Raw genomic sequence first — 20,378 nt, 5'->3', positions numbered from 1 at the left:
TGTGTGCTGTTAGATGCCGGTGTTAGATAATTGCGTGCCGCACTTTGGCGGATACCCACTCGCTGACCAGCACGGTAATCAGGATAAGGATGAAGATCAGTGTGACCTGCGGCCAGGCGAGCACGTTGAGGCTCTCCTGCAGGCGCAGCCCGAGGCCACCGGCACCAACCAGCCCCAGCACCGTGGATTCCCGAATATTGATGTCCCAGCGGAACACGGTGATCCCGGCGAAGGCCGGCAGGATTTGCGGAACGACCGCATAATCCATGATCTGTGCCTTGCTGGCCCCGGTGGCGGAAACCGCCTCGACCTGGACCGCGTCGATTTCCTCGATGGCTTCATAAAGAAGCTTCGCGACGAAACCGATGGACCGGAAGGCGATGGCGACGATCCCGGCCATCACGCCCGGCCCGATGATTGCCACCAGCAGCAGGGCCCAGATCAGGGAATTGATCGACCGGCTGGAAACAATGATCAGCAGGGCGACGGGCCGGATGAACCGCGTGCTCGGTGTGGTATTGCGCGCCGCCAGGAAGGCGACAGGGACGGCCATGAAAAGCGCAAGAAAGGTGCCAAGCGTTGCTATGGCGACGGTGTCCCAGAGCGGCTCCAGCAGGTTCGGAAGATACTCCCAGCGCGGCGGGAGCATCCGTGATCCAATATCCAGCGCTTGACGCGGGGCGTCATAGACGAAGGCCCAGATCGTGGTCTTCGTCATGACCTGCCAGCAGAAAATGAAGAAAGCGGCCAGCACAAGCCAGCCCAGCCACAGGGCAAGTTCCTGCCTGGTCGTGCGTTTGCGCCAGATCGGCCCGGACGTGACCTGTTCGGAGGAAGTATTTGTCATCACTGAAGCCATTTCCGCACGTAGCCTGAAGAATATTCCGCCGCCATCACGATCAGGATGATCAGGATCAGGATCGCAGCTGCGGAGTCGTATTCGTACCGGTCCATAGCGGTATTCAGCGTGGCGCCGATGCCGCCGGCTCCAACGATGCCGATCACCGCTGATTCGCGGAAATTGATGTCCAGGCGGTAGAGGCTGAGCCCGATCAGGCGCGGCATGACCTGCGGCTGGATCGCGTAAGTCACGATCTGCCACCAGCCGGCGCCGGTCGCCCGGATCGCCTCGGCCTGACTCTCGTCGATATCCTCGATATCCTCGGCCAGCAGTTTGGCGAGAAATCCGATAGTGGCGAAAGACAAGGTCAGGAACCCGGCAAAGGGCCCGAAGCCGAACATCGCAACGAACAGAATGGCGATGATGATTTCCTGAAAGCTCCTGGACAGGGCGATGATGGCCCGGCAGACAGCATAGACAGGTAACGGAGCGATGTTCCGGGCCGCGCCAATCCCGATCGGGACTGAGATGGCGACCCCGACCACGGTCGAGGTGACGGCCATCGTCAGGCTCTCTTCCATGCCGATCAGGATGTCTTCCCAGCGGCTGGTGAAGTCAGGAAGGAGGAAGCCCTGGATGAAGCGCAGGCCGCGATCGAGACCTTCCCACACGCGTGTCCAGTTGACCTCGACAGAGCCTACGGCGAGGACCATGTAGAGCAGCGCGCCGAAATAGAGCGTCCAGCGCAGCCAGGACCGCTTGATGAAGGGCGGGCGCGACCAGGTGGTCGGAAAGGAGGGTGAGGTAGCAGCCGTCATGTCAGCCCAGCCAGGCGTTCGCGGTCGAGTGCGGCGGCGATTGCCTCGGCGCTTTCCTCTGTGTCGTCCGCGTCCTCATCCACCTTGCGGATTGTCGCGGACCAGTCTTCTTCACCGTAGATCCGGGTCAGCACGTCTGCATCCAGCTCATCCGGGCTACCGTCGAACACGACCTTGCCGCCCTGCAGCCCGATGATGCGCTGCACGAATTGCTGGGCGAGGGCCACGTCGTGGATGTTGATGATGGCGGGAAGACCACGCTCGTCGCAGATCTCGATGATGAGACGCATGATCTGGCGCGAGGTTTTCGGATCGAGCGAGGCGGTCGGCTCGTCGATCAGCAGCAGGTCCGGGTCCTGCTCAAGCGCCCGGGCAATGCCGACGCGCTGACGCTGGCCACCGGACAGGGCATCTGCCCGCTTGTTAACATGATCGCTCAGACCGACTCGGTTGAGCAGGCGGTAGGCGTTCTCGACGGCTTCCGGCGGGAATTTGCGGAAGAAGCTGCGCCAGAAACCGACATAGCCGAGACGCCCGGAAAGCACGTTCTCCATGACGGTAAGTCGTTCGACCAGGGCATATTCCTGGAAAATCATGCCGATCCGCCGGCGAGCCTGACGCAGGCCGCCACGGCTCAGTTGCGTGATATCCAGATCGCCCAGAGAAATTTTCCCTGCCGATGGCTCAACCAGCCGGTTGATGCACCGGATCAGCGTGGATTTGCCGGCTCCCGATGGCCCGATCAGGCCAACGACCTGACCGGGCTCGACCGTGAAACTCACGTCGGTAAGCGCCCGATCGCCTGTCCCGTAGACTTTTGACAGACCTTCAAGTCGCAACATTAAGGGCGCTCCTCAACTCGTTTTGGCGATCGCTTGGAGGAGCGATCGCCTGTCAGGTTCAATCGGGTGGATTACTTGCAAGCGTAGGAAACGCCGTTGGCCGTGTCGATCTTCCGGATCACGTCCCAGTATTCCTTGTAGGTGATCGGGATGAACTGCTCTTCGCCGGAGCGCTTGAACTCTTCTTTAAGAGCCGAGCCTTCCCAGTTGAAGGTGAAGAACGCTTCCTTGATCTTTTCCTGCAGTTCCGGCTTCAGGTTGTAAGCATAGCCGAAGCCGGTGGTCGGGAAGGTCTGTGACTTGTAGATCGAGACGACCTGATCCTGCTTGATCACATCGCGGGCGACCATGCGGTGCCATACGGAATTTGCGATGGCGGCAGCGGGGTAATCCTTGTTGGCAACGCCGAGGATGGAGTTGTCGTGCTTGCCGGAGAAGACCGGCTCGAAATCGCGCTCCGGTATCATGTCGTAGTCGGCTTTCAGGATGGCGGAAGGCGCCTTGAAACCGGAATTGGAGGTCTGCGAGGTAAAGGCCATCTTCTTGCCTTTGATATCCTCGACCTTCGTGATTCCGCTGCCCGGATAGGTGATGATTTCCATGTTGTAGCCGAAGTTCCCGTCTTTCGACGCCATCATGGCGAAGGAGACGAAACCGGCGCAGTTCACGGCTAGCGGGTTGGAGCCGGTGTTGAAGCCTGCGACATGCAGACGGCCGGCGCGCATGGCTTCGATCTGGGCAGCGTTGGACTGAACCGGGAAGAACTGCACCTTCTTGCCTGTTACGTCTTCCATATGACGCAGGAAGCCGTCCCAGACCTTGGCATAAACGGCGGGATCCTCGACCGGTGTATAGGCGAAGATGATGGTGCTTGGGTCAACCTGCTGGCTCGGATCGGTCGGCGTGTCTGCAACCAGATCGCCATTCTTGTCCTGGAACCGCGTATCGAGGGCGTAAGACATGCCCGACCATCCCATGGTCACGGCGCCGAAAGCTGCAGCTGCAAAACCGATAATCCCGCGTCTATCCATAACGGGTAACCTCCCTGTTTTTTTCCGTTTGAGCCCTTCCTTTACCGGAAGGGTAGTTTCATTTGAAGATATAGACTTTCGTTCGAAAGCGAACCTTTCGTCAGAATGAGCGAATTGTCGAGCGGAACCGTATGGCTATCAAGTAGTTTCAATGTGCCATGGAGCGGCGCGTGAAAGTTTTCGTTCGCGCGTTCGCCCTGATTCATGGCAAGCACATCTTTGCGGCAAACGCGAATCGTCGCCTTCGTTCCCTGTTATGGCCGCTTCCAGATCCAGATATGGTTGTGGGCGGTTTTTGTTGGCGCTGGCAGTCAGGCCTCGCGATCGAGGGCGCCGATATCCAGCACTGGCGCGGCGTCGATTTCCTCCGCGTCGAGCATCGCTGCGACCCGCTCAAGGCTGGCCACCAGCATCATTTGCTCCCAATTCTCAAGCTTATCGAAACGGCTTCGGAAGAGCTCCTGAAGATCGTCGGGCGCTTCTTCAAGGACGGTTCGACCTTTGTCGCTCAAGCTGAGCCAAACCTGCCGCCGGTCTGTATGGCCGCGCTTTTTTACGACCAACCCTTTGGTCTCCAGTTTGTGGACCAGAGATGTGGTTGTGGCCTGGGTTATCCCCAGCCGGGATGCGATTGTCCCTGCTGTGCACTCGACCTCGTCGGCGAGGGTTTGCAGCAAAAGGAGCTGAGAGGCCGTAAGCCCCGATTCACGGGAGAGCGCCCGGGCCCGGTTTTCCGTTGCTCGCAATATGCGGCGCAGCACCACGAGGGCGTGTTGTGACTGGTGGTCCATAGTGTCTCCGAAAATTCGCGGCCCGACTATGACCCGAGCGAGGGATAGCGAGAAATTGTTTTAGTTTTATGGGCTAAATAAATATTTCCCTCTTTTGCTCCGCTTGTTTCGTTTGTTAGGCATAATAAGTTCTGATTACGACATTTCGGTTTGATCTGGAATTCAGCCAAAAAATTGATTAATCACGTAGGAGAAACAAAAATGTCTTGTTTGCGACATGACGCTGTCGTTGACAAAATTAGTTAGTCTAACTAAATAACGGCCACCTACTCAAAAGGGGTGGTTATGAAGATCGAGATATCAAGAGACGGATCCCGCCATAAGGCTGGCCGAAAGGGCGGCGTGACTTTTCGTCGTCCTACATCTACGGACGGTGCGTCAGTCTGGAGCCTGATCGGTGACCTGGACGCGCTTGACGATAATTCCATGTATTGCAACCTTCTGCAGTGCACGCATTTCGCCGAGACCTGCGTGGTTGCGGAGTTGGATGGTGACGTGATCGGCTGGGTATCGGCCTATCTTCCGCCGGCCAAGTCCGGAACCCTGTTCGTCTGGCAGGTCGCGGTTGCTCCCCAGGCGCGTGGCCGCGGACTTGCCAAGGCAATGCTGCGCGATTTGCTGAAGCGGGGCGCCTGCGAAGACGTCACCCATATGGAGAGCACGATTACCAAGGACAACGAAGCGTCCTGGGCTCTCTTCCGATCGATTGCCGGAGAGATCGAAGGCGATCTCAATCACAATCCCCATTTCCGACGCGATCAGCATTTCGACGGTGAGCACGCGACGGAACATCTGGTCCGCATCGGGCCAATCGAGCGCGAACGCTACGCCAGCGCTGCCTGATCGCCGCTGGCTGCCGTTTCCTGGCCGCTCGCCCAGCAAGAAATACCAGACTACAAATACCAGACTACAAGGAGCCGACAATGACGACGGACCTCTCCATTTACGAGAATGTCGAATCGAACGTGCGCAGCTATTGCCGCAGCTTTCCGACGAACTTTATCAGTGCCTCCGGCGCGGAAATCACCGCTGCCGACGGCAAGACCTATATCGACTTCCTGGCTGGCTGCTCGTCCCTGAATTATGGGCATAACGATGAAGACATGAAGCAGGCGCTGGTTGACTACATCACAAGCGACGGCATCACCCACGGTCTCGACTTCCATACCGAAGCCAAAGGCGCGTTCCTGGAAGCGTTCGACCGGATCATCCTGCAGCCTCGCGAGATGGATTACCGGCTCCAGTTCACCGGCCCGACCGGCGCCAATGCCGTCGAAGCGGCGCTGAAGCTGGCGCGCAAGGTTACCGGCCGTGACCGCATCGTTGCTTTCACCAACGGCTTCCATGGCGTAACGCTTGGCGCACTCGCCTGTACCGGTAACGGCTATCACCGCAAGGGCGCGTCCCGTCCGCTCGATGGTGTCGACCGCATGCCGTACGAGGGCGCGCTTGGCAATGGTATCGATTCCCTCAAGGTGCTTGAGGAAATGTACCGCAATCCGTCCAGCGGTTTCGAAGCGCCGGCAGCCTTTATCCTGGAAACGGTTCAGGGAGAAGGCGGGCTGAACGATGCCAGCGCCGAATGGCTGCAGGGCGTCGAGCGATTGGCGCGCGAGCTTGGCTCCTTGCTTATCGTCGACGATATCCAGGCAGGTTGCGGCCGGACGGGCACCTTCTTCTCCTTCGAGAAGATGGGAATTGCGCCGGACATCGTGACCATGGCGAAGTCGCTCTCCGGCATGGGGCTGCCCTTTGCCATGGTGCTGCTGCGCCCGGATCTGGATATCTGGTCGCCAGCTGAGCATAACGGCACGTTCCGGGGCAACAATCATGCCTTCGTCACGGCCCGGGTGACCCTGGAGAAGTTCTGGTCCGACGCGAGCTTTTCCCAGAAGGTCGAGGCCAAGGCCGAGCTGCTGGAAGAGCGGTTGAAGAAGATCGCCATCAAGACCGGCGGCAAGGTCAAGGGCCGCGGCATGTTCCGCGGTGTCGATGTCGGCTCCGGAGAGCTGGCGGACGAGATTTGCCGCGCCTGTTTCGAGAACGGCCTGATCATTGAGACCTCAGGCGCCTTTGGCGAAGTGGTCAAGGTGCTGGCGCCGCTGAGCATCGATGTTGGACTTTTTGAGCAGGGTCTCGACATTATGGCCAAGGCTGCCGATAGCGCGATCAAGGCTCGGCAATCTGAAGCAGCCTGATCTCCCGACCAGATTTCAAATCACCTGAATAGACGAGAGTTAAAGATGATTGTCCGTACCTATGACGAATGCCGTGATACCGACCGCCATGTTGTGACGGAAGGCTGGGAAAGCGTTCGCATGCTGCTGAAGGACGACAAGATGGGCTTCAGCTTCCATATCACCACCATCTTCCCGAACAGCGAGCACACGTTCGAATACAAGAACCATTTCGAGTCCGTCTATTGCGTCTCCGGCGGTGGCTCCATCACCGATCTTGCCAAGAACGAGACCCACGAGATCAAGGTGGGGACCATGTATGCCCTGAACCTGCATGACCGGCATGTCCTGAGGGGCGGCCCGGAAGGCATGGTCGTGGCCTGCTGCTTCAATCCGCCGGTATCCGGCCGCGAAGTGCATGACGAGACCGGCGCCTACGCCGCTGATGTCTAGGACGCGGCCTGATCGGGCCGCGCCGCATCGCATACGCAACTCCTCGGGGGACATCATGTTAGAGCCAGTCGAGCCGTATCATAGTCATACGGTGGAGAAGATCGGCGGAACGTCGATTGCCAACACTGAAGCGGTCCTGAAAAACGTTTTCCTGCGCAGTCACACGGATGCGGAGCCTTATGGCCGCATCTTCGTGGTCTCGGCCTATGCCGGGATGACCGACCGGTTGCTGGAACACAAGAAAACAGGGGCGCCGGGTGTGTTCGCGCATTATGCCGGCTCAGAATCCGACTGGGCCTGGGGCGACTCCCTGACCGAGCTTGGCGATGTAATGATCGCCAAGAACGCTGACGTGCTGGCCGATCCGGCCTCGCGCCGGCTTGCCGATGGTTTCGTCCGCGACCGGGTCGAGGGCGTGCGCAATTGTCTGCTCGATCTGCAGCGGCTGTGCAGCCACGGCCATTTCCGGCTCGACCATCACATGGAGACGGTGCGGGAAATGCTGGCCGGACTCGGCGAGGCGCACAGCGCTTTCAACACCACGTTGCTGCTGAAGGATAACGGCATCAATGCCGTCTTCATCGACCTGACCGGCTGGCGCGACGAGAGTGACCCTGATCTGGACGAACGGATCGCCGGCGCGCTCGACGGCGTCGATTTCACCCGCGAGCTGCCGATCGTGACTGGCTATGCACATTGCCGCGAAGGCATGGTGCGCCGGTTCGACCGTGGCTATACGGAAGTGACTTTCTCCCGCCTCGCGGTGGTGACCAAGGCCCGGGAAGCGGTGATCCACAAGGAGTTTCACCTTTCTAGCGCCGACCCGAAGCTGGTGGGCGAGGACAAGGTCCGAACCATCGGGGCGACCAATTACGACGTGGCCGATCAGCTTTCCAACATGGGCATGGAGGCGGTGCATCCGCGCGCGGCCAAGGGGCTCCGGCAGGCGAGCATTCCGCTGCGTGTGCGCAACACGTTCGACCCGGCCGATCCGGGCACCATGTTCCGGGGCGACTATGTCTCCGAGGAGCCTCGTGTCGAGATCGTCACCGGCCTGAAGGATGTCCATGCGCTGGAATTCTTCGAGCAGGAAATGGTCGGCGTCAAAGGCTACGACACTGGCATTCTGGAAGCGCTGAAGCGGCATAGCGTCCGCATTGTCACCAAGACCTCGAACGCCAACACGATCACGCATTATCTGGCAGGCCCGCGCAAGGCGGTGAAGCGGGTGATCGCGGATCTCGGAGAGGCTTTCCCGACGGCGGAGATTTCCACCCGGAACGTCGCCATTGTCTCTGCTATCGGCAGCGATATGTCGGTGCGAGGGCTCGACGCAACCGCGCTTGTGGCATTGACGGAAGCCGGCATCGAGCTGCTCGGCGTGCATCGTCTGTCCCGCAAGGTGGACATGATGTTCATCCTGGAAGAGAGCCAGTTCGAGACGGCGATTGCAGCGCTGCATGCGGCGCTGGTTGAGACCGATACTGAAACCGCGGCCGAACGCGCCGCCGCCTGAAAGCACCTATAACGACTTTACGGCAGAGGCCGGCCCGTATTGCGAGCCGGCCTCTTCACGTTCATACGCCTGTAGTCTGTTTTCGCTAGAAAGATCACTTCGAAACCGGGAGTGATCAATGAGCAGAATTCGCTATCAGGGTGTGTCGAAAAATTTCGGCGATGTCGAGGTCATCAAGAGCCTCGATCTGGAGATCGCCGATGGCGAGTTCGTGGTCTATGTCGGCCCGTCCGGCTGCGGCAAGACGACCCTGCTCCGGATGATGGCGGGGCTTGAGACGGTCTCCGCCGGACGGATTTTCATCGGCGAGACTGACGTCACCGACGTGCCGCCGAAGGACCGGAACATCTCCATGGTGTTCCAGAACTATGCCCTCTATCCGCATATGAGCGTGGCCCAGAATATCGGTTTCGGCCTGCGCCTGAAGGGCGTGCCGCGCGCCGAGCGCGATGCAGCGGTGCGCGAGACGGCGGAGCTGCTCGGCCTCGGCGGATTGCTGGAGCGTAAACCGCGCGCCCTCTCCGGCGGCCAGCGTCAGCGGGTGGCGATGGGCCGGGCGATCATCCGGCACCCGGAGGTCTTCCTGATGGATGAGCCGCTGTCCAACCTCGACGCCCAGCTCCGCAATCACATGCGCACGGAGATCAAGGCCCTGCAGAGCCGGCTCGGCGTGACCACGATCTATGTGACGCACGATCAGGTCGAGGCCATGACCATGGCAGACCGGATCGTGGTGCTGAACGGCGGCGAGATCCAGCAGGTCGGCACCCCTGACGAGTTGTACTCACATCCGGCCAACAAGTTCGTCGCGGGCTTCATCGGCGCCCCTGTGATGAATTTCTTTCCGGCGGACTGGCTGCAGAAAGCCGACGCGGGACGGCTCGCGGACGGCGCGTCCGAGATCGGCATCCGGCCGGATCGCCTGCGCCTTTGCCAGAGCGAGGGGCCGCTGCCGGTGCAATGGAGCGCCCGGGTGGAACTTGTTGAACCGCTCGGTGGCGAGGCGCTGGTCCATGTCGCTTTCGACGGCCAGCGCGCATGCCTAAAACAGCGTGACAGCATCCGGCCCGCTGCGGGGGACGAGATAGAGATCGGGTTCGATCTCGGCGACGCGCATTTGTTTGCGGCGGATGGAGTGGCGCGGCCTGCGGCTGCTGGCTGAGCGGCCCCTACAATATAGACCTAAACACCGCCGCGACCTGTTCGGTGGTGGGCTTCGGACCCTGGCCGGTGGCATGCATCAGCCCGATCCCGTCGATCAGCCCCAGACCTGCAGGTCGAGATGGAAATGACGGTCAGAGTGCCGGACTGATCTCAGCCGGAGAAACTGCTGTCCAGACAAGAAAAGCCCCGCGGGCGACAGCGGGGCTTTTCCGTCGGATATGGGCAGCGCTTACTTCAGCGTCAGCGCAGTCTGTTCCGCGTACGGAGCCAGCACGGCGTCGGCATTCTTCTGGGCCCGGGCTGCGGCTTCGCGGAAGGTCAGCTCCGGATCGGACAGAAGGGCCTGCATCTCGTCCTCGACGGCCTTGCGGACGGCGACGGTGTTGTAGGTCGCGATCCACGGACCGGCATAGGCGAGCTGCTCGACAGCGCGCAGCGCGTCCGGGTGCTCGGCGGTGAACTTCTTCATTTCCGGCAGATCGTAGGCGGTCTGGCGCGGAGCGAAGTAACCGGTGAAGCGGGACCAGTGGCCGATCTTCTCCGGAGAGGTCAGCCAGGAGATGAATTCCCACGCGCCCTTTTTCTGGGCGTCGGTGGTGCCTTTGAAAGAGACCAGGGAGGCGCCGCCGATCGGAACCGAGTTGCGGATGTTGCGCGGCATGAAGGCGACGTCATAGTCGAACTTCGCGTTCTCGCGGACGAAGGTGAGCGCGCCGGTGGAGAGCACGATCATCGAGGCCTTGCCGGAGAAGAAGGAGGTGGAGACCTGCTTGGAGTTGGTCACGCCCGTCGGCATCGCCTTGTGCTGATGCGCAAAGTCGCGCCAGAACTTCAGAGCGCCCTGTGTGGAAGCGTGGTCGTAGAAGATCTCGCCCGGATAGACATTGTTGTAGAACTGACCGCCATTGGCCATGGTCAGGGCCTGTACCAGCCAGCCGTTATAGTCATAGTTGGACGGCATCATGATGCCCCAACGCTCGCCTTCCGGCTTGGTCAGCTTCTTCGCGGCATCGACCCATTCGGCCCAGGTTTCCGGCGCCTTGGTGATGCCGGCTTCCTTGAAATGCTCCTTGTTGTAGTAAAGGATCGGGGTCGAGTTCTGGAACGGGATGGAATAGACGTCACCGTTGAAATAGGCGTTCGGACGTACGGCCGGCCAGAATTCCTGCATCAGGCCGTCGAGGTCGGTGTCGCCTGCCAGCTCCTTGATCGGAACGATCAGGTCGTTCATCGCCAGTTCGGTGGCGAAGTTGGCGCTCATCAGCACCACTGCCGGAGGCTTGCCTGCTTCGGCGGCAGCCTGGGATTTCACCTTGGTGTCGTCATAGCTGCCGGTAAAGACGCCGACCACTTCGACGCCGTCCTGGGAAGAATTGAATTCCTTCACCAGCTTCTGCATTTCGCGGGACAGCTTGCCCTGAACCGGGGCCGGGAACATGAATTCGATACGCTCGGCCGCAACGGCGGACGAGGCGATGAGACCGGCGCAGAGCGCGCCAACCGCAGACCTGATGAACATCGTTAAGCTCCTTATTTCACGCCGGATGACATGAAACTGTTGACGAATTGCCGCTGGAACGCCGTGAAGGCGATGAACAGCGGCGCCATGATGAAGAGCGTCCCGGCGGCGATAAGCCCCCAGTCCGACGCTCCCTCCGCGCCTTGCGCGAAGCTGACGAGGCCCACGGTCAGAACCATCTTGTCCGGATCGTTGATGACCATCAGGGGCCAGAGAAATTCGTTCCAGTGATAGACCACCGAAACGATGGAAAAGGCGGTGAGCCCGGGCAGCGAGAGCGGGATCAGGACGTAACGCAGCACCTGCCACCAGGAAGCACCGTCGATGATCGCGGCTTCCTCGAAATCCTTGGGGATCGTGCGGAAGGTCTGGCGCATCAGGAAGGTGCCGAAGGCCGAGCCCCAATAGGGCGCCATGACGCCGATCAGGCTGTCATAGAGACCGAGATGCACCAGCGTCGTCAGGTTCGGCACGATCAGCACCGGTGGCGCCAGCATCAGCTGCAGCAGGAAGATGTAGAAGATCGCTTCCTTGCCGGGGAAGCGGATCCGCGCGAAGGCGTAACCGGCAAGGCTGATCGTCACCAGCTGCACCACCAGCGTGCCGGTGACGAGAATGGTTGAGTTCAGGAACCAGAGCGGCCAGTAGCCATCCTCGATGGCGTATCTGTAGCTTTGCAGCGTAGGGGTGAAATCCGGGAACAGCGAGGCCATGCCGAGCCCGCCGCCAGCGTCCGGCCGGAAACTGGCGATCAGCATCCAGAGAAACGGTGTCGACCAGAGGAAGACCACGGCGCACATGGTGGCAGCGAGCAGCGCTCCCGGGGCAAGCCACTTCTTGATATCAGGTTTCATAATGCACCTTGCGTTCGACGGTGCGCATGGACAGGAAGGAGAGTGTCAGCAGGGCGATCAGGGTGACGACGGTGGCCGCGGTCGCCTTGCCCAGATCGTAGAATTCATGGGCCTGCTGGTAGATGTAGTAGAGCAGCAGGCTGGTCGAATTGTTCGGCCCACCGTCGGTCATGACGATGACATGGTCGATCTGGCTGACCGCGCTGATCAGGGCAATGACCATGACGAAGGCGAAGGTCGGCCCGAGCATCGGGATGATCACGAAATAGAGCCGCTGCAGCCAGTTCGCGCCCTCGATCTTTGCCGCTTCCTCCGCGTCCTGCGGCACGCCCTGCAATCCGGCGAGGAAGAACAGCATGTAGTAGCCGGCATTCTTCCAGGTGGTCAGCGCCATCAGGGAGACCAGCGCGAGGTCCGGGTTGCCGAGCCAGTTGGTGGCGGAGACCCCGAGTTTGGCGAGGTAATAGTCCAGCAGACCGATATCCGGCATGAAAACAAAGATGAAGACGGCTGCCGCGCCGACCAGCGGCACCAGGGTCGGGAAGAACAGAACGGAGCGGAGGATCGATGAGAGGTTCGTCGTCTCGCGCAGGCCCAGCGCGAACAGAAAGCCAAAAAGTACGCTTGGTATCACTGTGCCGGCGGCATAGAGCGCATTGTTCGCGAGCGCACCGAGAAAATGCGCATCCTGGAAGATCCGGAAATAATTCTCCACGCCGACGAAAGTACCGCTGTCGCCGACACGCTTCTTGTCCGAGAGCGAGGCCAGCAGAACCTGCAGCATCGGCCAGTAGGTGAAGGCGGCGAGACACAAAAACGCTGGCAGCAGCAACAGGTACGGCCGCGCCGATCTGAAGGATCCCGGCGTTTCTCGGATGGGCTTGTTCACGATCCTCAACACTCCTCGTCACGTGAGGAGGAGTGGGTATCACCCTCATTCGAACAGTCGTGTCACCGCCATGTGAACATTATGGGAATGATTGAAGTCGGAACGAAGATGCGGTTGCATCTTCGTTCGAACATTCGTGTTTTGAGCCTCAGAACCGGCGCGGGACGAGCCCGGACTGGAACCAGGAAACGAAGCTCAGCATGGAATAGACCGGCAGGCCGGTGGCGTTCCGGATATCGGCCGCATAGGGCAGCATGTTGGTGCATTCGAGAACGAGCGCACCGATGTCCGGATGGTCCCGCTGCATTTTCAGGGCGGCCTCGACATTGTCTTTGCGCGCTGCCTCGACATCGAGTTCGAGCTCGTTATTCAGGATGGCGCGGGTGAATTCCCGGCCGCCCTCGGTGCTGCCGATCGGTGTGCCTTCGGGGACGCGGGCTTTTTCGAGGTGCGCTGGGGTGAGTGTCGAGGCCGAGATGGTGAGCACGCCGGCTCGTTTTCCGGCCGGCAGCAGCCGGTTCACCATATCGACCTGCATCAGCGAGGAGGCGGCGACCGGAACACCGACCGCGCTCGCCAGCTCCTCCTGAAAGAGGCAGAGAAAGCCGCAATTGGTGGTGATGCCGTCGACCCCGTCGGCGACCAGGCCCTTGGCGGCCTCGATAAAATTATCCAGCAGGCCCTCGGCGCCGCGCCGCACCACCCGGTCGGGGGAGGCGTCGCGGACCACGCGGTAATGCACCGGAAAATCCCAGGTCAGCGCGTTGCCCATGTCGCCCGGAATGCGCGGGAATTGCGCTTCCAGCATGAGGATGCCGACAGAGGCGCCGTAGATCGCCTTTCCGCCGCGTACTTTCATTTCCGGTCTCCTGATCTTCAGTCTTCCTGGGGCTCGAACAGCCGGTCGAACAGCTCTTCCGGGCCGGCCATGTAGATATTCGAGAAGCTTTCCTTCACCGAGGCGACGATCTGGTCCATCCGGCGGCGGATATGCTTGCCGAGGATCCAGGCGGCCCGGTCCGCGTCGCGGGCCAGCAGTGCCTCCATGATTGCCTTGTGCTCGCCCTTGGTCTCCTTCACCCGGCTGGCCATGTCGAGCCAGCGGATAAAGCGGATGCGCTGGTTGATCTGCCCGAGATGGCGGGCGAGTTCGTGGTTGCCGGAGAGTTCGGCGATGGCGACATGGAAGGCCTCGTCCCGTTCGGTCATCTCGCGCACGGTCTTGCCCGCATAGGTCAGGCCGTTGGCGTGAAGATCGTCATTCAAGGCTTTTAGTTCCGCGTCACTGGCGCTTTCGCAGGCCTTGCGGACGGCGGCCAGCTCGAGGATCTCGCGCAGCTCGTACAGCTCATAGACCGAGCGCGCGTCCAGCTCCCGGCAGAAGAAGCCGAGTCCCGGTTTGAAATCGATCAGATGTTCGGTGACGAGGCGGTTCAGCGCCTCGCGCAGGGGCGTCCGGCTGACCGCCAGTTCCCGCGAGATGCCGATCTCGTTGATCCGCTCTCCCGGCCGGAACTGGAAATTCACCGCCCGTTCCTTCAGCCGCATATAGGCCTCTTCGACCCGGCCTTCACTCATGACGTTTCATCCGAACCGTTTCTTGCCGGAGTGCCTTGACTCCGGCGCTGCCTTTTTACAACATACATTCCTGTATACAATACTGTGTTCAAGAAAATCCCACCAGCGCATTCCACGCGCCACCCGAGGAAAATGATACAATGGACAAGTCGATGGGCAACCGGATGACCGGCGCGGAAGCCATGGTCCGTATGCTCGAGGCCCATGGTGTGAAGCACATGTTTGGGCTTTGCGGCGACACTACGCTGCCCTTCTATGATGCGATGGCCCGGCTTGATCACGGGATCAAGCACATCCTGACCCGTGACGAGCGCCATGCCGGCTATATGGCCGATGCCTATGCCCGGGTGACAGGCCGTCCGGGTGTCTGCGAGGGTCCGTCCGGTGGTGGGGCGACCTACATTCTTCCGGGCGTGGTCGAGGCGAATGAAAGCTCGGTGCCGATCATGGCGATCACCACCGACGTCTCGACGACGGCGCGGGGGCGTTATCCGCTGACCGAACTCGACCAGGTCGCGATGTTTCGGCCGCTGACCAAATGGAACACCTCTCTGGACGATGCCTCGCGCCTGCCGGCGATGATGCGCACGGCCTTCCGGGCGATGACGACGGGCCGTCCGGGCGCAGTTCATCTGGCCCTGCCGTTCGACACACAGAAAGGCGCCGTTGAGGATGCCGAGATCTGGGCCGATCCGGGGCATCGCACCTATCCGGCGGAACCGTCCGGCCCGGATATGGCAGCGGTGAAAGAAGCGGCGAAGATCCTTGCCTCTGCAAAGTCCGCTGTGGCCGTTTGTGGCGGCGGGCCGGTGATCGCAGGCGCGACCGAAGCGCTCGGCCGGCTGGCTACATTGCTCGATTTGCCGATCGCGACCAGCGTTTCCGGTCAGGGCGCCATTGCCGAGACCGATCCGAACGCGGTCGGTGTCGTCGGCTCCAATGGCGGCGTGCCCAGCTCCCGCGCAGTGACAGATGAGGCGGATGTGATCCTCTTCATTGGGTGTCGGGCCGGGTCCGTGACCACGGAACGCTGGCGCTCGCCCGCCCAGGACAAGACCATCATTCATATCGACAGTGACCCGATGGTGATCGGTGCCAATTACAACACCGCCGTCTCCATCGTTTCCGACGCGCGCCTCGCTCTTGAAGCTCTGAACGTGGAAGTCGCGGCAATTGCCGGCCGCAACATGCAAAACGGCAAAGCCCGTGCCGCGTCTGCCTGGGAAGGCAAGCTGAAGAACTTCCTGCCGTTGGCGACAACGACAGAGCGGCCGATCCGGCCGGAACGGGTGATCGCGGATCTGATGGATCTGCTGGATGACGATGCCACCATCGTCGCCGATCCGGGCACACCATGCCCCTACTTCTCCGCCCATTTCCGCTGGCCTCAGGCCGGACGGCACTTCATCACCAACAGGGCGCACGGTGCGCTCGGCTATTCGCTGGCCGCCGCGATGGGCGCCTATATCGGCCGTCCGTCCTCCCAGACCCTCGCGGTCATGGGTGACGGTTCCTTCAACTTCTGCTGTGGCGAGTTCGAGACCATCGTGCGTGAGAAAATGCCGATCAAGAGCATCGTCTTCTCCAACTCGGTCTTCGGCTGGATCAAGGCCGGGCAGGATTCAGGTTTCGGCAAGCGCTTCTACAATGTCGACTTCAGTCGCACCAACCATGCCGCCGTTGCCAGCGCCTTCGGTGTGAAATCCTGGACGGTGGAAGATCCGGCGGAGTTCAAATCGGTGATGAAACAGGCCCTGGAACATGACGGGCCGACCCTGGTCGATGTCATCTCCCAGCCGCTGCATGAAGCCGCGGCACCGGTCTCGGAGTGGATTGCCTGATCATGTTCCGCGCGGATGAAAAGGTCACAGGTCTCGACCTCTGGCATCTCACTTTGCCTGTGCTTTCCCGCCGGGATCACGGCATTGGGTCGGTGGAAGGCGCCATCGAGATCGTCGTCCTCCGGCTGACGTCGGAAAGCGGGGCGGTCGGCTATGGAGAGGCCTCGCCATGGTCCGTCTTCACCGGCTCTCCCGAGGCGAGCTATGCGGCGCTCGACCGGTATATCCGACCCCATGTTGTCGGTAAAAGGGCAGGGGATATCCCCGCGATCATGGAGGTCGCGGCCAAGGCGGTAGCCCATTGCACGGAAGCGAAGGCGGCGCTTGAAAGCGCGTTGCTGGACCTTAACGGGCGGATTGCAGGCGTTCCTGTCTGGGCGCTGCTCGGCGGCAAGGCGCGCGACACGATCCCGCTCTCCGTCTCGCTTGCCGATCCGGATTTCAATGCCGACCTGGCCTTGCTTGAACGGCTTGCCGAGGACGGTGTCGGGATCGTCAAGATGAAGGCCGGGTTCAAGGACCATGCGTTCGACATCATGCGGCTGGAGAAGCTGTGTGCCGACTGGCCCGATCTGGACGTCAGGGTCGATTTCAATCAGGGCCTCGCCGTCGAGGGCGCTGTCGCCAAGGTGCAGGATGTCGCGAGTTTCGAGCCGACCTTCATCGAGCAGCCGGTGGCCTATCACCATTTCGACCTGATGGCGGAGATCCGCGCCTCTATCGACGTGCCGCTGATCGCCGACGAAAGCGTCTTTGGCCCGGAAGACATGAGCCGCGCCGTTGCCGAGGGAATCTGCGATGGGGTTTCCATCAAGATCATGAAGGCCGGTGGATTGCGCCGGGGGCAGACGGTCGCCCGCATGGCGGCGGCATCGGGTCTGTCCGCCTATGGCGGGGATATGTTCGAGAGCGGCCTCGCCCATCTCGCCGGTGCGCACATGATTGCGGCGACGCCGGAAATCCGGCTCGGCTGCGAGTTTTATCAGGCGCAATATTACCTGAAGGACGACATTCTCGCCGAAAGCTTCCCGAGCCAGGGCGGCGTTGTCACAATTCCTGACACGCCCGGTCTCGGAATACTTCCGGATGTGGAAAAGCTGGCGCACTATGCTGTCCGATCGACCGTGGGGGCGGGCAAGTGAGTGACGCGAAGAAACATGTGATTGTCGTTGGGGCGGGGATCGTCGGTGTGTCTACCGCGATCTGGCTGCAGCGCGACGGGCACGAGGTGACACTGGTGGACCGGGAAGGGCCGGCTGCGGGCACGAGCTACGGCAATGCAGGGCTTCTGGCCTCCGGCTCAATCGTTCCGGTCACCGGGCCGGGGCTGATAGGCAAGGCGCCGAAAATGCTGTTCAACCCTGACCAGCCTTTGTTCCTGCGATGGTCCTATCTGCCGAAACTGCTGCCTTGGCTGTTCAAGTATCTGAGCCATGCGAATGCCGCGGATACAAAGCGGATTGCCAGTGCTCTGTACGACATTATCGGCGATAGCGTGGCCGACCATCAGGCTCTTGCCGCCGGAACCGGGGCGGAGCAGTGGATCAAGCCGCAGGAATACATGGTCGCCTACAACGACCGGGCGCATTACGAGGGCGATGCCTTCGCCTGGTCGATCCGGCGCACGCATGGCGTCCAGTTCGAGGAACTGGAAGGTGCCGCGCTGGCCGAGCAGGAATCGGTCCTGAGCGACGGCATCAAGTTTGGCGTCCGTGTTCTGAACCACGGCCGTATCTCCGATCCCGGCGCCTATGTGAAAGCGCTCGCGGCTCATGTCGTCGCGGAAGGCGGCAAGCTGGTGCAGGCCGAGGTGACTGATATCGTCCGCGAGAACGGTGTGGCGACTGGCGTGCGCGCTGGTGGCGAGACGATTTCCGGCGACGCGGTGGTGATCGCCATGGGCGCCTGGTCCGGCAAGCTGTCGAAATTGCTCGGGCTCGATATCCCGCTTGAATCCGAACGGGGCTATCACCTTGAATTCTGGGAGCCTTCGGCGATGCCGAAGACGCCGATCATGGTCGCGTCCGGCAAGTTCGTGCTGACTCCGATGGAAGGCCGCCTCAGGGCTGCCGGTGTGGTCGAGTTCGGCGGCCTTGAAGCGGGACCGTCCAGGGCGCCGTTCGAGCTGCTGCGCCGCGCGGTGCACAAGGCGATGCCGGATCTGACGTTTAAGGAAGAAACCGAATGGATGGGGCACCGGCCAGCTACGACGGACTCGATCCCGGTGATCGGGGAAGTCCCCGGCATCCGGGGAGCTTTCCTCGGCTACGGGCATCAGCATGTCGGTCTGACAGGAGGACCGAAAACAGGGCGGATCCTCGCCCAACTCATCGGCGGGAAAAAGCCGAATATTGATTTAACGCGTTACTCTCCTTCACGCTTTGCGGGGTGAGGGGAGTATGACTGGCCGAACAGGGTCATAAACTGGGAGACTTGAGATGAAAAAACTTTCGACAGCAATTGCCGCGGCAGTGTTCGCGGTTGCCGGTTCCGCCGGTGCGATGGCGGAAAAATGGGATATGCCGATGGCCTATTCCGGCTCCAACTTCCACTCCGCCACCGGCGCCGAGTTCGCGAAATGCGTGACCACCGGTACCGGTGGTGCCATCGAGATCGTGACGCACCCGTCCGGCTCTCTCTTCAAGGGTAACGACATCAAGCGCGCGATCCAGACCGGTCAGGCGCAGATCGGCGAGCGCCTGCTGTCCGCTCATCAGAATGAGAACGTGGTGTTCGCATTCGACTCGATCCCGTTCCTCGCCACCTCCTTTGATGACGCTGCGAAGCTCTGGAAAGCGGCGAAGCCGACGCTTGAAAAGATCCTCGCCGACCAGAATTTGGTCCTGCTCTATGCCGTTCCGTGGCCGCCGCAGGGTCTCTACTTCAAGAAGGAAGTGAACGCGGTTGCCGATATGAAGGGCATCAAGTTCCGCTCCTACAACAACGCGACCGCGCGGCTCGCCGAGCTGACCGGGATGCTTCCGGTGCAGATCGAAGCCGCTGAAATCAGCCAGGCTTTTGCGACCGGTGTTGCCGATTCCATGATCTCTTCCGGCGCGACCGGCTATGACCGCAAGGTCTGGGAGAGCCTGACCCATTTCTACGAAGTCGATGGCTGGCTGCCGCGTAATTCGGTGATGGTGAACGGCGACGTCTGGAACGGTCTCGACGATGCCAAAAAGGGCGTCCTGCGCGGCTGCGCGGAGCTCGCCGAATATGCAGGCACCTGGCGCGCGATCGAATACACCCAGTTCACCCTGAATGGTCTGAAAGCCGGCGGCATGACTGTCGGTCCGGCAAGCGACACTCTCCAGGCCGAACTGCGGGCGATCGGTGAGACCATGACCAAGGAATGGCTGGACTCAGCCGGCGCCGAAGGCAAAGCCATTGTCGACGCTTACAAGGCTATGAAGTAACTCCTCATCTTTGGACCGGGGGCGGCGCAATTTCGCCCCCGGTTTAATGTCGATCCGACGCTCCGGCCCACGGATACCTGTTCCGGAGCTGGCTTACCTCCCGAGGAGACCTCATGGTTTTTCTGGCAAAACTCAGGGCCGGGCTGGACCGGCTTTATCTCATATCCGGCGCGGTCGGCGCGTTATTCCTGATCGCCATTTTGAGTCTGATCGTCCTGCAGATGGTGGCGCGCTGGACCGGTGAGGTATTTCCGGGGGCAGCCGAATATGTCGGCTATTGCATGGCCGCCGCCTCGTTCTTCGCCTTTGCGCACACCCTGCAGCGCGGCGCGCATATCCGTGTTTCGATGCTGCTGAATGTGGTCCCGGCCGGTGTCCGGCGTGTTCTGGAAATCTGGTGTTTCGGCATCGGAAGCGCACTTGCCTGGTACTTCGTCTGGTATGCGGTGAAGTTTGTATACTGGTCGTGGAAGTTCAAGGATATCAGCCAGGGGCAGGACGCCACTCTGCTCTGGATGCCGCAGACCGGGATGGTCATCGGTTCGGTCATTCTGGCGATCTCGCTGACCGATTTTCTCATTCACATGGTTTTTGTCGGCCGGCACCGGATTGTGCATGAGTCGGTCGAATCCCACGCGGAGTAGGGCA

The 20,378-nt window shown here is 60.9% G+C and carries 20 protein-coding genes; 10 read left to right on the top strand and 10 right to left on the bottom strand.

Annotated features, from left to right (window positions below; all coding sequences use genetic code 11):
• Positions 1–22: 22 nt before the first annotated feature.
• The 5 genes from phnE (VOI22_RS21035) to VOI22_RS21015 form a co-directional block, all read right to left on the bottom strand.
• Positions 23–847: a phosphonate ABC transporter, permease protein PhnE gene (phnE, locus tag VOI22_RS21035; protein ID WP_323798413.1), complete on the bottom strand. Its 825-nt coding sequence runs from the start codon at positions 845–847 to the stop codon at positions 23–25.
• The gene (gene phnE / locus VOI22_RS21030) at positions 847–1,659 is read right to left on the bottom strand and encodes a phosphonate ABC transporter, permease protein PhnE (RefSeq protein WP_323798412.1); all 813 of its coding nucleotides are present in this window, start codon (positions 1,657–1,659) and stop codon (positions 847–849) included. Before phnE (VOI22_RS21030) ends, phnE (VOI22_RS21035) begins: the two co-directional genes overlap by 1 nt.
• A complete protein-coding gene (gene phnC / locus VOI22_RS21025; protein WP_323798411.1) occupies positions 1,656–2,501 on the bottom strand; it encodes a phosphonate ABC transporter ATP-binding protein in 846 nt (281 codons plus the stop codon). Before phnC ends, phnE (VOI22_RS21030) begins: the two co-directional genes overlap by 4 nt.
• 71 nt (positions 2,502–2,572) lie before the next feature.
• Positions 2,573–3,532: a phosphate/phosphite/phosphonate ABC transporter substrate-binding protein gene (gene phnD, locus VOI22_RS21020; protein ID WP_323798410.1), complete on the bottom strand. Its 960-nt coding sequence runs from the start codon at positions 3,530–3,532 to the stop codon at positions 2,573–2,575.
• 311 nt (positions 3,533–3,843) lie between these two features.
• Positions 3,844–4,323 (bottom strand): MarR family winged helix-turn-helix transcriptional regulator, encoded by a 480-nt coding sequence (locus VOI22_RS21015; RefSeq protein ID WP_323798409.1) that lies wholly within the window; start codon positions 4,321–4,323, stop codon positions 3,844–3,846.
• Positions 4,324–4,665: 342 nt separating this feature from the next.
• Between VOI22_RS21015 and ectA the strand changes: the two genes are divergently transcribed.
• From ectA to VOI22_RS20990, 5 genes are all read left to right on the top strand, one after another.
• Positions 4,666–5,166, top strand: coding sequence for a diaminobutyrate acetyltransferase (ectA, locus tag VOI22_RS21010; protein ID WP_323798408.1), 501 nt, complete (start codon positions 4,666–4,668; stop codon positions 5,164–5,166).
• 80 nt (positions 5,167–5,246) lie between these two features.
• Complete coding sequence (gene ectB / locus VOI22_RS21005; protein ID WP_323798407.1) at positions 5,247–6,521, top strand: diaminobutyrate--2-oxoglutarate transaminase; 1,275 nt, start codon at positions 5,247–5,249, stop codon at positions 6,519–6,521.
• Positions 6,522–6,566: 45 nt separating this feature from the next.
• Positions 6,567–6,953, top strand: a complete 387-nt coding sequence (locus VOI22_RS21000) for an ectoine synthase (protein WP_193171873.1) — start codon at positions 6,567–6,569, stop codon at positions 6,951–6,953.
• Positions 6,954–7,008: 55 nt separating this feature from the next.
• Entirely contained in the window at positions 7,009–8,469 is a 1,461-nt protein-coding gene (locus tag VOI22_RS20995; RefSeq protein ID WP_323798406.1) for an aspartate kinase, read from the top strand.
• Positions 8,470–8,587: 118 nt separating this feature from the next.
• Positions 8,588–9,631 carry a sn-glycerol-3-phosphate ABC transporter ATP-binding protein UgpC gene (locus VOI22_RS20990; RefSeq protein WP_323798405.1) on the top strand — a complete coding sequence of 348 codons (1,044 nt, stop codon included), beginning with the start codon at positions 8,588–8,590 and terminating at the stop codon, positions 9,629–9,631.
• A 231-nt stretch (positions 9,632–9,862) separates the two neighbouring features.
• On the opposite strand, the gene VOI22_RS20985 is transcribed toward VOI22_RS20990, so the two are convergent.
• From VOI22_RS20985 to VOI22_RS20965, 5 genes are all read right to left on the bottom strand, one after another.
• On the bottom strand, positions 9,863–11,152 hold the full coding sequence (locus tag VOI22_RS20985; protein WP_323798404.1) for an ABC transporter substrate-binding protein: 1,290 nt from the start codon (positions 11,150–11,152) through the stop codon (positions 9,863–9,865).
• A gap of 11 nt (positions 11,153–11,163) precedes the next feature.
• On the bottom strand, positions 11,164–12,006 hold the full coding sequence (locus tag VOI22_RS20980) for a carbohydrate ABC transporter permease (RefSeq protein ID WP_323798403.1): 843 nt from the start codon (positions 12,004–12,006) through the stop codon (positions 11,164–11,166).
• Complete coding sequence (locus VOI22_RS20975; protein WP_323798402.1) at positions 11,996–12,895, bottom strand: sugar ABC transporter permease; 900 nt, start codon at positions 12,893–12,895, stop codon at positions 11,996–11,998. The genes VOI22_RS20980 and VOI22_RS20975 overlap by 11 nt, the downstream gene beginning before the upstream one ends.
• 148 nt (positions 12,896–13,043) lie before the next feature.
• Positions 13,044–13,754 carry an aspartate/glutamate racemase family protein gene (locus VOI22_RS20970; protein ID WP_323798401.1) on the bottom strand — a complete coding sequence of 237 codons (711 nt, stop codon included), beginning with the start codon at positions 13,752–13,754 and terminating at the stop codon, positions 13,044–13,046.
• Between the two features lie 17 nt (positions 13,755–13,771).
• Positions 13,772–14,473, bottom strand: coding sequence for a GntR family transcriptional regulator (locus VOI22_RS20965; RefSeq protein WP_323798400.1), 702 nt, complete (start codon positions 14,471–14,473; stop codon positions 13,772–13,774).
• Positions 14,474–14,613: 140 nt separating this feature from the next.
• Between VOI22_RS20965 and VOI22_RS20960 the strand changes: the two genes are divergently transcribed.
• The 5 genes from VOI22_RS20960 to VOI22_RS20940 all read left to right on the top strand — a co-directional run bounded on the left by VOI22_RS20960 (position 14,614) and on the right by VOI22_RS20940 (position 20,374).
• Positions 14,614–16,314, top strand: coding sequence for a thiamine pyrophosphate-binding protein (locus VOI22_RS20960; RefSeq protein ID WP_323798399.1), 1,701 nt, complete (start codon positions 14,614–14,616; stop codon positions 16,312–16,314).
• Positions 16,315–16,316: 2 nt separating this feature from the next.
• Positions 16,317–17,456, top strand: a complete 1,140-nt coding sequence (locus VOI22_RS20955) for an enolase C-terminal domain-like protein (RefSeq protein ID WP_323798398.1) — start codon at positions 16,317–16,319, stop codon at positions 17,454–17,456.
• Positions 17,453–18,706, top strand: coding sequence for an NAD(P)/FAD-dependent oxidoreductase (locus tag VOI22_RS20950; RefSeq protein WP_323798397.1), 1,254 nt, complete (start codon positions 17,453–17,455; stop codon positions 18,704–18,706). Before VOI22_RS20955 ends, VOI22_RS20950 begins: the two co-directional genes overlap by 4 nt.
• A 46-nt stretch (positions 18,707–18,752) precedes the next feature.
• The gene (locus tag VOI22_RS20945) at positions 18,753–19,730 is read left to right on the top strand and encodes a TRAP transporter substrate-binding protein (protein ID WP_323798396.1); all 978 of its coding nucleotides are present in this window, start codon (positions 18,753–18,755) and stop codon (positions 19,728–19,730) included.
• A 113-nt stretch (positions 19,731–19,843) separates the two neighbouring features.
• Positions 19,844–20,374 (top strand): TRAP transporter small permease, encoded by a 531-nt coding sequence (locus tag VOI22_RS20940; protein ID WP_323798395.1) that lies wholly within the window; start codon positions 19,844–19,846, stop codon positions 20,372–20,374.
• Positions 20,375–20,378 lie beyond the last annotated feature (4 nt).

This window comes from Nisaea sp. (assembly GCF_034670185.1).
Lineage (GTDB): Bacteria > Pseudomonadota > Alphaproteobacteria > Thalassobaculales > Thalassobaculaceae > Nisaea.
This window is presented reverse-complemented; position numbering and strand designations above follow the sequence as displayed.